Raw genomic sequence first — 14,637 nt, 5'->3', positions numbered from 1 at the left:
ATAAATTAGATATGGAAAATATATGATAAACGAAGAACTTCTTGCAACTTTGACTATTCTTTATGTTGAGCATGAAGAAAAAGAGATAAATAACTTTAAAACAACATTTGAAAAATTATTTAAAAAAATCATATTTGCTTCAGATGGATTAGAAGCAATGAACAAATTTAATGATGCACTTTCAGATAATATTATTATTGATATAATAATTAGTGAAGTTTCTTTAGCACATTTAAGTGGAATAGATTTTTTAACTCATGTAAAAAAAGTTGATACTCATATACCATTTATCTTTACAAGTAGTACAATAAAAACACAGGATTTAATTAGTGCTATTAAAAATGGTGCAAGTAATTACCTTCTTAAACCAATAACAAAAAATCAAATAGTAGACGAAATTGAGAAAAAATGTTTAAATCCAAAAGAAAAAAAGACTAACTCTACATACATCAACGAACTAGAAGAATATTTAAATTCAATCAATAAAGTAGCAATTGTTTCAATCTTTGATGATAATGGAAAAATACTTTATGTAAATAATTTCTTTAGTGAAGTTTCAAAATACCTTGAAGAAGATTTACTTGAACAAGATTATAGATTTACTTATCATAATGATATTTCGAAAACTATATTAGAAGAACAATGGAATGAGCTTAAAAAGACTAAAAGTTGGAAAGGTAAAATAAAACATTTATCAAAGAATAACTCAGTGTTTTATACAAATACTACAATTACCTCTGTTTTTAATAATAAAAAGAATAAATTTATAAGTATAAATTTTTTAACAACAGAAGAAGAAAATAAAAAAAGAGATTACAAGAAAAAAGTACTTTATAACTTACAAGAAACTAGAAAAGTATATAAAGTTGCACAAGATAAAATCAAAGAATTAAAAACAGAAATTTCAAAATATGAAGATGTTAATAAATATGAAGAAGAATTAATTAATCAAAAAGAATTAAGCATAAAATATTATAAAGAAATTAAAGAGCTAGAAAAAAGAATTTTAAACTTAGATAGTAAACAAAGACAGCTTTCAATTGGAATTAACAATAAAATAAAAGAGATTACAACTATAACACAAGAGAAAATTAATAAAAAGACTATCACTGAAAATAAAATAAAAGAAATTAAAAGTGAAATAGAAAGAAGAGAAGAACTAATAGTAAGAATATCAAATGAAATAACTAAAAGATCATCAAAAGTTAATGAACAAAGAAATAGGATAAAAGTTTGATAAATTATAAGTTTTTAAAAACAATAAATATTTTATATATCCAAAATGATGAAAATATTAAAAAAGATTTTTTACGCTTAATGGATGGCTTATTTAACAAAGTTATATGTGTTAATAAAGGAAAAGATGGAATTGAAGAATTTATAAAAAACAAAGAAGAAACTTTTATTTTTGATCTTATAATATGTGATATTGATTTGCCAGATATAAGTGGAATTGAAATAATAAAAAGTATAAGAAATGAAGATTTGGAAATACCAATCATTTTACATACAGATAATACAGAGCAAGAAAAACTCTTTGAAGTAATCAAGTATAATATAACAGATTATTTACCCAAAAATAGTTCTAAAAAAGCACTAATTGATTCTGTACAAAAAGCTTCACGAACTAGACATCATGATAAATTTATTGAAGATATAGAAGAAGACTTAGAAGAGTTAATTAATGCAATAAATGATGTTGCCTTAGCTAGTAAAACTGATATGGAAGGTAATATAACTTTTGCAAATAAATATTTTTGTGAAACTTCAGGTTATTGTCAAGAAGAAATAATTGGTCTAAATCATAATTTTTTCAGAGCAAAAGATGTAAATGTTGAACAAGTAAAAGATATGAACAATGCCATGAAACTAGGAAAAACATGGGAAGGTAAAATGAAATATACTTCAAAAAACAAAGAAGTGTTTTTCGCTTATCTTACTATTATTCCTATTAGAAATCCTCTTAATAATGATATTAAAGAGTTTATGTGGATTAGGTTTATATCAACTGAAGAAGAGATAGAACAGAGTGAATTTAAGAAAAAAGTTGTACAAAACATTCATTCTAGTAGAAGAATTAATCTAGAAGCTAGAGCTGAAATAGATAGCTTATTTAAACAATTAGATAAATGTAAAGAACTTGAAGGTATTAAAAGTTCATTGTTTGAAGAAAAAAAGCGAGTTTCAAAATTTGCAAATCAAATAGCTTATTATAAAAAAGAGTTGAAAACTAAAGAAGATAATTTAAGAATCATAAGCCAAAATGCAAGAGAAAAGATTAACAGTTTAATAAAAACAAAAAAAACTGAACCTAATGCTAAAGTTAAAAGTGTTAATAATGTAGAAGTTTTATATAATAAACTTAATATAAAAAATAAAAGTATTAATGAATTAACAAAAGAATTAGATAATCAAATTGATATTATTGAAGAATTAGAACTTCAAATTGATAATGAAGAAAGAAATTTAAGTTTAATATAGTAAAAAGGTCAGTTATGGATATAAAAGAGATTATTAACTCACTTAACTTAATATATTATGAGTTTGATACTAAGAAAAATATTTTAATCAAAGATGTTAATTATTCTAACAAATATACAAAATTAGAATTTTTTAAAATCACATATTATTTAAGCAAAAATAATATCTTTTTTAAAGTTTTAAAAAATAAATCTATTGAATTATCACAAAACAAATTTGAAATAAAAAAATGCTTTACATCCTTTCTTGAAAAAGTAAAAGATTCAAATAAAGATATTTTTTTATTAAATGATAAAAAAGTAAAAGGCGCTAAAAATATTCCTTTATTTAAAATTGTTTATACAAAAGAACAAATTAAATTAGAGGGATATGATGCCTTGATTTTTACATCAAAAAATTCTATAAATGCAATAGATTCTATAAATAAGAAATGGAAAAAAATACCTTCTTATGTAATTTCAGAGCAAACTGCTAAACTAGTAAAAAACTTAGATGGAAATGTAGAATTTATTAGTAAAACAAAACATGGAAATGAATTTGCTTATGAATTAATAAATAAGTTAAAAGGTAAGAGAGTCTTATATCTAAGAGGAAAAGATATTGTGTCAGAATTGATAAGTATATTAAAAGCTAATAATATAGATTGTTTAGATGAAATTATTTATGAGAATATATTTGATGAATCAATAAATAAGAGAAAAATACCTAAAAACTCAAAGATTATTTTCACTTCACCTTCAACAATAAAGTATTTTTTTAAAGTTTTTTCATGGGATGAATCTTTTACAGCAATATCAATTGGTAAAACTACAGCAAAATATTTTCCTCCAAATATAAAACCAGTACTTGCTGATGATACCTCATTTAAATCTTGTGTTGATAAGGCTTTATCTTTATAATATATTTAGAAAATTGACTCCTAGATGATATAAGCTCTAATTTGATAAAATGCAAGTCTTAAAATAGTATCAAAAATCAAAAAGGTTTAATAATAATGAGCGAGAAAAAAGATTTTTTACGTCTTAAAGTTGAAGAAGATTTACAAGCTGGTAAATATGATAAAGTTATAACACGATTCCCTCCTGAACCAAATGGTTTTCCACATATAGGACATGCTAAATCAATTTGTATAAACTTTGGTATTGCAGCTGATTATCAAGGGTTTTGTAACTTAAGAATGGATGATACAAATCCAACTAAAGAAGATACTAAATATGTTGAAGCTTTAAAAGATGCTGTACAATGGCTTGGCTTTAACTGGGGAGATAAAGTACATTTTACTTCTGATTATTTTCCTAAAATATATGAATATGCAATACAACTTATAAAAATGGGTAAAGCCTATGTTGATAGTATAAATGAAGAAGAAATGCGAGAGTTTCGTGGAACTGTAAAAGAAGCAGGAAAACGAAGTATTTATGCAAACAGAAGTATTGAAGAAAACCTAGAACTTTTTGAAAAGATGAAAAACGGTGAATTTAAAGATGGGGAGCATGTATTAAGAGCTAAAATAGATATGAGTGCTGCTAATATGAAACTAAGAGATCCTCTTTTATATAGAATTAGACATGCGCATCACTTTAGAACAAATGATGATTGGTGTATTTATCCAATGTATGATTTTGCTCATTGTTTATCTGATTATTTAGAAGGTGTTTCTCACTCAATTTGTACTTTAGAGTTTGAAAATAATAGAGATATTTACAATTGGGTACTTGATACTTTAGGTTTAGAGCTTCCACGACCTTACCAACATGAGTTTGCTAGACTTGGAATTAATTATACAGTAATGAGTAAAAGAAAGCTTTTAGAACTAGTTCAAGGTGGACAGGTTTCTGGTTGGGATGATCCAAGAATGCCTACAATTGCTGGGTATAAAAGAAGAGGGTACACAAAAGAATCTATTTTAAATTTCTGTGATCAAATTGGTGTTGCAAAAGCAAATTCAATGGTAGATGTTGCACAATTAGAATTTTGTATTAGAGATGATTTAAATAAAAAAGTTCCTAGAGTTATGTGTGTTCTAGATCCTTTAAAAGTAACAATTGAGAACTATGAAGGTAGTGAAGAAATTGATGCTTCTTATTATCCTCATGATGTACCAAAAGAGGGTTCTAGAAAAATACCTTTTTCAAAAGAGATATTTATAGAAAAAGATGATTTTTGTGAAAATCCACCAAAAGGATATTTCCGTCTTACACCTACACAACCTGTACGATTAAGACATGGGTTTATAATTACTTGTAAAGAAGTTATAAAAGATTCAAATGGAAATATTATAGAAATAAAAGCACAATATCATCCAAACTCAAAAAGTGGTGAAGATACAAGTGGTATAAAAGTAAAAAGTGCAATACAATGGGTAAGTTCTAAAGACGCAAAGCAAATTGAAGTAAGATTATATGACAGATTATTTAAAGATGAAGCACCTGAAGGTTTAGAAGATATTAATCCAAATTCATTAAAAGTTATCAAAGATGCTTTAATAGAACCTGCTGTTATAACACAAAAACCAGATACTAGATTTCAATTTGAAAGACAAGGTTATTTCTATGCTGACCCAATTGATTATAGTGATGAAAAACCAGTATTTAATAAAATTGTAGGTTTAAAAGATTCATGGGCTAAAAAAAGTGTTAGTAAAGAAAATGCTAAACAAGAGCCAAAAAAAGAAGTAAGAAAAGAGCAAGTAGTTGGTTCTGAAACTCCAATGAATGATGAGCAAAAAGAGTTATTTGAAAAATATACAAATGAACTAAAACTAAATAGTGAAGTTGCAAATATTTTAGCAAGAGATGAAAAACTTTCTTCTTTTTATGAAGAAGTTTTAAAAGAGTTAAATAGTCCTATTAGTATTGCAAATATTGTAGTAACTGAAGTAGCAAGAGTGTTAAAAGAAAAACAAATAGATGAGCTTAAGTTTAATTCAAAACAAATAGCACAGCTTGTAAAAATGCTTGATGATGAAACTATTTCAAATAAGATTGCAAAAGAAGTATTTGAAGAAATGTCTAAAATAGGTGAAAATCCAATAACAATAGTTGAGCAAAAAGGTCTTGTTCAAATAAGTGACCCTGCTATAATTTTACCTATTATTGAAGAGATTATTTCAAAGAATCCTGATAATTTAGAAAAATATAAAGCAGGAAACAAAAAACTTTTAGGCTTTTTTGTAGGACAAGTATTGAAAAATACTGGTGGAAAAGCTAATCCTAAAGTTGTTAATGAACTTGTAGGTTTAAAACTACAATAAAAAAGAAGAGCTTTTAGCTTTTCTTTTTTCCTTTGATAAGTAATAAATAATATATACAGAATTCAAATAAAATACCATTTTTACAATCTTTTAAATAAAATATTAAAAATCAATATTTATTAATAATTAAATAATAAGATGATAAACTTATATAAAATTAATATTTTATTTAAAATGTGAGTAAAAAATAAATGAAAGAAAAACAATTTACTATACTATTTGTGGATGATGAATCTGATATTCGAGAAGAAATGGAAATGTACCTTCGTAATATATCAAAAGAGTTTTATCTTGCAGAAAATGGTGTTGAAGGTTTAAAATTATTTAAAGAAAAAAAGCCTGATCTTGTTCTTAGCGATATTGTTATGCCTAAAATGAATGGTCTTGAAATGTCTGAGGAGATTAGAAATATTTGTTCTGATGTTCCTATAATTCTTCTTACATGAAATAGTGATGCAGAATTTTTTAAAAAAGCTATTGATCTTTCTATTGATAAATATATAAATAAACCAATTAATTTAAAACTATTAAATAAAACTATTAATCAAATTACTAAAAACTTAAATACAAAACTAGAAATAAAAAAACAAGCTACTCTTTTAGAACAATATAAAGAAACAGTAGATATGAGTTCAATTGTTTCAAAAACAGATGTAGAAGGAAATATTACTTATGTTAATGAGCAATTTTGTTTAATATCTGGTTATAAAGATTTTGAAATTTTAGGAAAAAAACACAATCTTATAAAACACCCTGATATGGATGCTAAAATATATACTAATTTATGGAAAACTATTAAAAGAGATAAAAAACCTTGGTATGGGGAAATAAAAAATAAGAAAAAAGATGGTACTCACTATTGGGTAGATACAACAATAAATCCTATTTTAGATCATGACAATAATATTATTGAGTTTATTGCTTTAAGAAGAGATATTACTCATGAAGTTCAAATGCGTGATTATTTTAAAAATGAATTAAATATTACTTATAAGCAATTTAGTTCAGCATTAAATATTTCAAAAGAGTATGAAAAAGCTATTAATGAAAGTACAGTAGTATCAAGAACAGATGCAAGCGGTAAAATAATATATGTTAATGACCAATATATAAATATTTCTGGATTTTCAAAAGAAGAATTAATAGGTAAAACAAATAGAATAGTAAGACATCCTGATAATCCAAATAAGATATTTGAAGACTTATGGGATGTAATCACTTCTGGTCAAATATGGCACGGCGTTTTAAAAAACCAATCAAAAAATAAAAAACCATATTGGATAAATACTACTATTGTCCCTATTATAAATGAGAATAAAAAAATTATTGAGTATATGGCAATAAGTAATAATGTTACAGAAATTTTTTATCTTCATTCTGAAATTGAAAATACCCAAAAAGATGTTATTTATAAAATGGGACAAATAGGAGAAACAAGAAGTCAAGAAACAGGAAACCATGTAAAAAGAGTTGCTAATTATTCTAAAATATTAGCTAAATTATATGGTTTAGATGATAAAAAAGTAAATCTTCTTTATTCTGCAAGTCCTATGCATGATATTGGAAAAGTAGGTATTCCTGATAGCATACTTAATAAACCTGGGAAATTAAATGATGAGGAATGGGAAATAATGAAAACTCATACCCAAATAGGGAAAGAAGTACTTTCAGGATCTTTAAGAGAAGTTTTAAATGCAGCAAGAGTAGTTGCATATGAACATCATGAAAAATGGGATGGAAGTGGATTGGAGAGGTAACTAAAATTCATACACTTTTTTGCTTATCCCTAAGCCACCATTTCACTTTGTAACGCATTTTGTTTTTCTTCAAATTTAACAGGAGATAAATTTCCTACATAACTATGACTTCTAACTCTATTATAATAAAATTCAATATATTCAAATATCTCTTTTTTAGCTTGTTTCTTTGTATAAAAATATGTGTTATAAACTAATTCTTGTTTCAATGATTTAAAAAAACTCTCAGCAACAGAATTGTCCCAGCAATTGCCTTTTCGACTCATACTTTGTGTAATATTGTTTTTTAATAATAAATCTTTATGGCTATAAGAAGCATATTGTGAGCCTCTATCTGTGTGCCAAATGAGTCCAGAAGGTGGATTCCTATGAAGTATTGCCATACTTAATGCATCATTTACCAATGATACTTTCATCGTATCATCCATGCTCCAGCCAACTACTTTTCTTGAGTATAGGTCAATTACCGTTGCTAAATATAACCAGCCTTCACCTGTTGGAATGTAAGTAATATCCCCTACATATTTTTGATCTGGACTTGAAGCATAAAAGTCTCTATTTAAGATATTAGGTGCAATTGGCAGATTATGATTAGAATCAGTTGTATTTTTATATCTTCTTTTCATTTTAACTTTTAGATTTAAATCTTTCATGATATTTGAAATACGTCTTCTTGAAATAATTAATCCATATAATTCTTTTAGTTTATCTCTAATCCTACGAGTACCGTAGTTATTCCTACCTTGAAGAAAAATAATCTCAATTAATTCATTAAGTTTTTTATCTACTTTTTTTACAACAGACCCTGTTTTTATCCAATGGTAATAAGAAGATAAATCTACTTTAACAACTTTACACATAAGCTTAATGCTAAAACTCTTTTTATTCTCAAATATCCAAGCATACCTTATAGAGTTTCTTTTGCGAAGTATGCTGCTGCCTTTTTTAAAATGTCTCTTTCTTGTTTTAGTATTTTATTCTCACGTCTCAGTCGTTTTAGTTCTTCATTATCACTTTCTTTAGAAGAAGAATTTATATCTCGTATTGGTATATTATGAGCTTTTTTATATATAGTAACCCAATGATATAATGTCTTTGTATTTAAACCTAAATCTTTTGCTACTTTTACAACGCTTTCACCATCATTTAAAATTAATTGTACTGTGGAATCTTTGAACTCTTTACTGTATTTACTCTTTCTCATTTGTAACCTTTATTCATTTTATTTTATCTCAGAATTGTTAAATTCCGAGTATGAATTCATGTTACCACTCCAAACAGAAAAAATTGTTGAAACAGATTTGAACTTATTAAAACCAATTAGAGAATTAGTAAGCAAATATAATAAATTAAAAAAGGTTAAAGGTATAAAGTGAGAAATCATATTCTTAGTATATTTAGAATAATGCTAATTATTCTTTTACCTTTACAATTATTAGCGGATGATTCCTCTAAGTTAAGTGGAAAAATGGGATATTTAATCGATGGATTAAGTAGTGTAAAATATAAAGATGCAAGAATTGCATTTGATTTATGGAAAATTGAAGTAACTAAAAATAATGATATTGATGTATCAATAAAATATCTTGATACAGAAAAAGAAATAATTAAAGGATATAAAAATTCTGAATTTGAATATATTTCAATAAATCCTTTTTTCTATTTAAAAAATAGTAAGCTTATTGATAGTCTTACTCAAACTTGTTCTATAACATTAGAAGGGGATAAAGAGTTTGAACAATATGTTTTACTTGTTAAAGATAAAAATATAAAAACATTAAAAGATTTAAGAGGGAAAAAAATTGGAATTGAGAATGATGATTATCTTGCAAAAATCTTTTTAGAATATGAAAGTTTAAAAAAATTATCTAAAAATTTAAAAAAATCTCGTTATGAGATTGTAAAAACGAAAAAAAAGTCAACTGCCATTTTAAACACATATTTTGGGAAAATAGATGCCTGTGTAGTTCCAATAAGTACATATAATTTGGTTCAAGAACTTAATCCTTCTGTTAGTAAAAAATTAAGAGTATTAAGTGTTTCCAAAGAGATATTTATGCCGCTTATAACTTTTTTTCATAAAGATGCAAATAAGCAGTTTGTAGACATTTTAATAAATGAAATAAATATTCTTCCTACTACTTCTCAAGGACAAAATATTTTAAATCTTTTTAAAATAAAAGGTGTAAAAGAAATAGAGTGTAAAAAATTAGAACCTCTTAAAACGTTTTATAAAAAATACGAATTATTAAAAAGTAGTAAAAAATGAGAAGAATTAAACTATTTTCTAGTTTCTTTCAAAAAATATTCGTTCTTCTCTCTAGTACAATTTTAATACTTGTATTATTTTCAGAATACTTAATTTTAAAGTCTCAAGAACAATCATTAGTTAATGTAATGTATTCAAAAGCAATTACTATTGCAAAAGCAATTACTCTTGTGACTTCTGATGCAATGGTTACAAATGATAATAGTTTTATTGTTGAGCACTTACAAAAAGTAATTGAAGATAATGATGTAATAAAATATGCAATAGTTACAAAAGCCCAAGATGAAGATGAGATTATACTTGTAACACAGGAAAATTGGTCTTTATTATCAAGTCTTCCTTTAAATATTAAAAAGACACATAGTGAAACAATTAATTCTGAAAAGATTAAATCTAGGATAATAAATGAAAAAGTTTTTCATGTTTCTTTTCCTGTAGTTTTTACAGGAATTAAATGGGGATGGATAGATATTGGTTATTCACTTGATGAGTATAATAATGATTTAGATTTTTTATATAAATCAATGCTTATTATTTTAATAGTAGTTTTAGGAATATCTTTTTTATATTCATTTTTTATTTCAAAATGGATAGTAAACCCTATTTTATTAATTAATAAAGCTGCTCATAACGTTTCAATTGGAAAACTTGATACAAAGGTTGAGATTAACTCACAAGATGAATTAGGACAATTGTCAAACAGTTTTAATCATATGACTAATACTCTAAGACTTTCAGATGAAAAACTTAGAAAATCAAATGAAGAATTAGAAATTAGAGTACAAGAAAGAACACATGAATTAAATCAACTTAATCATGATTTAGATAAAAAAATTCAAGAAGAAGTATCAAAACAATCACAACAAGAAAAAATGCTTATTCAGCAATCACGTTTTGCTGCAATGGGAGAGATGATTGGAAATATTGCTCATCAATGGAGACAGCCTTTAAATGCAATGGGTCTTGTAATTCAAAATCTAGAACTTGCTTATGAAATGGAGATGATTGATGAAAAATATATTAATAGAGTTATTACTAAATCAAATAGATTATTAGGTTCTATGTCTCAGACAATTGATGATTTTAGAAACTTTTTTAAACCAAATAAAAAAGTTGAAGTATTTTCAATAAAATCTTCTATTGATATTTCAATAGATATTATTAAAAATACTTTAGAAAATAATATGATAAATATTATAGAAAATATAGATGAAAAGCTTACTATTAAAGGTTTTCCAAGTGAGTTTTCACAAGTTATTTTAAATCTTCTTGGAAATGCAAAAGATGCTTTAGTTGAAAATAATGATAGTAGTAATAGAGAAATAATCATAAATGTTTCAAAAGAAGGTAAAGATGTATTAGTGAAAATATCAGATAATGCAGGAGGAATACCTTTAAATATAATAGATGATATTTTTGATCCATATTTTACAACAAAAGAAGAAGGGAAGGGTACTGGAATAGGTCTTTATATGTCTAAGATGATTATTGAAAACAATATGGATGGTTCTCTTCTTGCTAAAAATGAAAATAATGGTGCAAGTTTTCTAATAAAAATGAAAATAAATGAAGAGATACTTTAAAGTTTAAACTTTAAAGCATCCTCTAAAATCATAGGTTTAGAAATAAGATAACCTTGGATTACAGGACATTTTCTTTCAATTAAAAAATCTTTTGTTTCTTCTGTTTCAATACCTTCTGCTACAACAGTTTTTTTCATAGTTTTTGCCATAAGAATAATTGTTGATACCAATTCTTCATCATCTTTATTTCCTGGAATATTATTAAAGAAACTTTTATCAATTTTTAGTTCATCAATTTTAAGAGTTTTAATTGAGTTAAGAGATGAATATCCTGTTCCAAAATCATCAAGAGAAATTTTAAAACCAAGCTCTTTTATTTTTTCAATTATCACTTTTGTTTGATTAATATTAATCATAGCGGCACTCTCTGTAATCTCTATTTTTAGAATATTAACTAAGTTTTTATCTTTTAATATAATTGCTTCTAAAAGATTAATAAGGTCGTGGTTTATTTGTAAACGTGAAACATTTACAGCTATTTTAAAATCTTCTTTAAATACTTCTTTTATTTTGTAATAATCTTCTACTGCTTGTTTAATTACCCAAGTTCCAATAGGTATAATTAATTTTGATTCTTCAGCATAAGGAATAAATTCATCAGGAAAAACTTCTCCATTTATTGGATGTTTCCATCTAACTAATACTTCAAAACCTACAAGTTTATTTTTTGTTAAGTCGCACTGTGGTTGATAAGTTAAATAAAATTCTTGATTTTGAATAGCTAAATTTAAATCATTATGCAATAAAGAAATCTTATTTACTTTATCTGCCATATTTTGAGAAAAGAAATGATAATTGTTTTTCCCACTATTTTTAGATTTGTACATAGCAATATCTGCGTTTTTAATTAGTGTATCAATATCATCTTTTTGTGTGTCATTTGGATATATACTAATACCAATACTACAAGATATAAAATGATTGTTTTCATCAATTTTAAAAGGTATTTGTAATTTAGTAAGAATGTTTTTTGCTACCATTTCAGTATCTTCTTGGGTTTTTATTTCATTAAGTATTACAATAAACTCATCTCCACCTAAACGCGATACAATATCACTTTCTCTTAAAACACTTTTTAATCGATTAGCTGTTTTCTTTAGTACTTCATCTCCAGTTTCATGTCCATATGTATCGTTAATTTGTTTGAATCTATCTAAATCAATAAACAAAACTGCAAATTGATAATCATGTCTTTTTGATATTTTTATTAATTGAGACATACTTTCTTTAAGTAAAAGTCTATTTGGTAATTTTGTTAAGGTATCATAATGAGCTAAAGATTGTAACTCTTTTTGGTTTCTTTGAATTTTTGAATAATCTGAATAAATAGCTACATATTGTATGGCTTTATTATTTTCATCATAAATAGTTGAAATAGCAACCCATACTTTATAAATTGTTCCATCTTTCTTTTTATTGTAAATCTCACCTTTAAATGTGCCATTCTTTATCAGCTCTTCCCACATATTTTTATAATATTCTTTATCATGTTTATTTGACTTTAAAATTGCTGGAGTTTTACCTAATATATCAGATTTTGTATAACCTGTCGTTTTTGTAAAAGAATCATTAATTGAGATAATCTTAGCTTTAATATCTGTAATTAGGATGGATTCTATTGTTTGTTTAAATATTCTCGAAGTTTGTTCTAATTTTAATTCACGTACCTTATGATCGGTTAAATCATGAATTATTGATTGTAAATAAACTTTATTTCCTATATTTATTAAAGAAGCATATATTTTTAAATATTGAGTTTTCCCATCTTTCAAAGTTCTAGATGCCTCATATGTATCAATTCCAAACTCTTCTAGATTTCTTAAGTGAGTGCTGAAATTGTGTTTATTATGAAGTATACTAAAAATCTCAACAGAAGATAATTCTTCTATATTTGTATTCTTTAAATCAAGAAGTATAGATGCTTTTTCATTAACTGATTTGATTTTTCCAATACTATGATCTATTAAAATAATTGCATCAGAAGCATAATAAAATAGTTGATTAAACATATTTTCTGATTCAACTCTTTCTGATATATCTTCAATCGTAATTAAATAAACATTACTTTTATTATCTATTTCTTCTGGAATTATTCTAAAAAAATAGTTTTTATTTTTGTAGCTAAGTTGCTTGGTTGTAATTTTATCTATTTGATTTAAATTATCTAAAGTATCACAAAAATTACTTGCTTCTTTATTCTTAAATATAGGAAAATCAGAAAATTTTCTTTTATATAATAAATCAGAAGAAATATTGAAAAATTCAAAAGCTTTTTTATTTCCAAATAATATATCTTGTTGTTCATTTATTCGTAATATTACTTCTGGCAAGTTATTACTTAGAACTTTAAAGTTTTCTAATCGTTGTTCTAGTTCTTTATTTAAGGCATGTTCAATTGTTATATCTGTAAATATACAAAATGCACCTAAAAGTTTATATTCAGCTGAAAAATAAGGTATTGCTTCAATTTTGAGCCATATTGTTTGATTAGGTACTTTATGTTTAATAGAGAAGATAGAAGTATCTTGTATTTTTTTAGTTTTAATAGCTTTAGTAGAAGGGAAATCATCAATAGATATAGCTTGAGATTTTTCATCAAGAAAAAATGAATTTATATCATTTAAGTTTTTAGATATTAAAGCTTTCTTATCTCCAAGTATTTTAGAAGCAAGATGATTTAAATCTATAATATTATTTTGTTTATCAAAATAAATAATACCTTGTTGAGAGTTCTCGAAAAGTGCTTTAAATCTGTCTTTTTGTTCTTTTTCATCTTGTATATCTCGAATAGATAAAAGAAAAGTATCATTATTTTGTTCTGACCAATTATGATAGCTTAAACTACAGTATCTAAATCCATTTTTTGTTTTAAGTAATATTTCTAAAGATGTATTTTCTTTCTCTTTATTTCTTACCCAATCTAGAAATTTTGTAATATGTTCAGTGTATATATATGAATATAAAGGTACTAAATTAGAGGTTACGTTAAAAGAGTTAAACATTGAAAGTATTTCTTTATTAGCCCTTAATATTCGAAAATCATTAGATATTAAAGCATAAGCAATTGGAGCATTATTAAATAAAATTTCTAATTCATTTTGTGCATTTTCTAAATCTAGAATATGAGTTTGTAATTCATTATTTTGAGCTTCTAATTCAGCTTGATAAATTTCTGTAATTTGAGTAATTTCTTTTAAGCTTTTATTATTAGAATTATTTGATGAAGAATTTTCTATATCTTTTAGTGCAATAGCTTTTAGTCTTTCGTATTCTTGTTTTTTCAAATTAACTTCT

Annotated in this window: 11 protein-coding genes; 8 read left to right on the top strand and 3 right to left on the bottom strand. The window is 24.9% G+C overall.

Annotation, left to right across the window (positions count from 1 at the left end; genetic code table 11):
• Window positions 1-22: 22 nt before the first annotated feature.
• The 6 genes from D3Z07_RS04415 (at window position 23) to D3Z07_RS04390 (ending at window position 7,491) form a co-directional block, all read left to right on the top strand.
• On the top strand, window positions 23-1,237 hold the full coding sequence (locus D3Z07_RS04415) for a response regulator (protein ID WP_122893162.1): 1,215 nt from the start codon (window positions 23-25) through the stop codon (window positions 1,235-1,237).
• The gene (locus tag D3Z07_RS04410; RefSeq protein ID WP_122893161.1) at window positions 1,234-2,481 is read left to right on the top strand and encodes a response regulator; all 1,248 of its coding nucleotides are present in this window, start codon (window positions 1,234-1,236) and stop codon (window positions 2,479-2,481) included. The genes D3Z07_RS04415 and D3Z07_RS04410 overlap by 4 nt, the downstream gene beginning before the upstream one ends.
• A 14-nt stretch (window positions 2,482-2,495) precedes the next feature.
• Complete coding sequence (locus D3Z07_RS04405; RefSeq protein WP_122893160.1) at window positions 2,496-3,380, top strand: uroporphyrinogen-III synthase; 885 nt, start codon at window positions 2,496-2,498, stop codon at window positions 3,378-3,380.
• Between the two features lie 95 nt (window positions 3,381-3,475).
• The gene (locus D3Z07_RS04400; protein WP_122893159.1) at window positions 3,476-5,734 is read left to right on the top strand and encodes a glutamine--tRNA ligase/YqeY domain fusion protein; all 2,259 of its coding nucleotides are present in this window, start codon (window positions 3,476-3,478) and stop codon (window positions 5,732-5,734) included.
• 191 nt (window positions 5,735-5,925) lie between these two features.
• Window positions 5,926-6,180 (top strand): response regulator transcription factor, encoded by a 255-nt coding sequence (locus tag D3Z07_RS04395; RefSeq protein WP_122893158.1) that lies wholly within the window; start codon window positions 5,926-5,928, stop codon window positions 6,178-6,180.
• 30 nt (window positions 6,181-6,210) lie between these two features.
• A complete protein-coding gene (locus D3Z07_RS04390; protein WP_322898847.1) occupies window positions 6,211-7,491 on the top strand; it encodes a PAS domain-containing protein in 1,281 nt (426 codons plus the stop codon).
• Between the two features lie 29 nt (window positions 7,492-7,520).
• Here D3Z07_RS04390 and D3Z07_RS04385 read toward each other — a convergent pair whose 3' ends face one another.
• Both D3Z07_RS04385 and D3Z07_RS04380 read right to left on the bottom strand, forming a co-directional pair.
• Window positions 7,521-8,402 carry an IS3 family transposase gene (locus tag D3Z07_RS04385; protein ID WP_237671630.1) on the bottom strand — a complete coding sequence of 294 codons (882 nt, stop codon included), beginning with the start codon at window positions 8,400-8,402 and terminating at the stop codon, window positions 7,521-7,523.
• Window positions 8,399-8,695, bottom strand: coding sequence for a transposase (locus tag D3Z07_RS04380; RefSeq protein ID WP_076083151.1), 297 nt, complete (start codon window positions 8,693-8,695; stop codon window positions 8,399-8,401). The genes D3Z07_RS04385 and D3Z07_RS04380 overlap by 4 nt, the downstream gene beginning before the upstream one ends.
• 168 nt (window positions 8,696-8,863) lie before the next feature.
• Between D3Z07_RS04380 and D3Z07_RS04375 the strand changes: the two genes are divergently transcribed.
• The gene (locus tag D3Z07_RS04375; protein WP_122893156.1) at window positions 8,864-9,760 is read left to right on the top strand and encodes a PhnD/SsuA/transferrin family substrate-binding protein; all 897 of its coding nucleotides are present in this window, start codon (window positions 8,864-8,866) and stop codon (window positions 9,758-9,760) included.
• On the top strand, window positions 9,757-11,343 hold the full coding sequence (locus D3Z07_RS04370; protein ID WP_122893155.1) for a HAMP domain-containing sensor histidine kinase: 1,587 nt from the start codon (window positions 9,757-9,759) through the stop codon (window positions 11,341-11,343). The genes D3Z07_RS04375 and D3Z07_RS04370 overlap by 4 nt, the downstream gene beginning before the upstream one ends.
• On the opposite strand, the gene D3Z07_RS04365 is transcribed toward D3Z07_RS04370, so the two are convergent.
• On the bottom strand, window positions 11,340-14,627 hold the full coding sequence (locus D3Z07_RS04365; protein ID WP_122893154.1) for an EAL domain-containing protein: 3,288 nt from the start codon (window positions 14,625-14,627) through the stop codon (window positions 11,340-11,342). The two genes, D3Z07_RS04370 and D3Z07_RS04365, sit on opposite strands and share 4 nt — an antisense overlap.
• Window positions 14,628-14,637: the final 10 nt, after the last annotated feature.

It is taken from the genome of Arcobacter peruensis (assembly GCF_003711085.1).
In the GTDB taxonomy this organism is placed as follows: Bacteria; Campylobacterota; Campylobacteria; order Campylobacterales; family Arcobacteraceae; genus Poseidonibacter; species Poseidonibacter parvus.
This window is presented reverse-complemented; position numbering and strand designations above follow the sequence as displayed.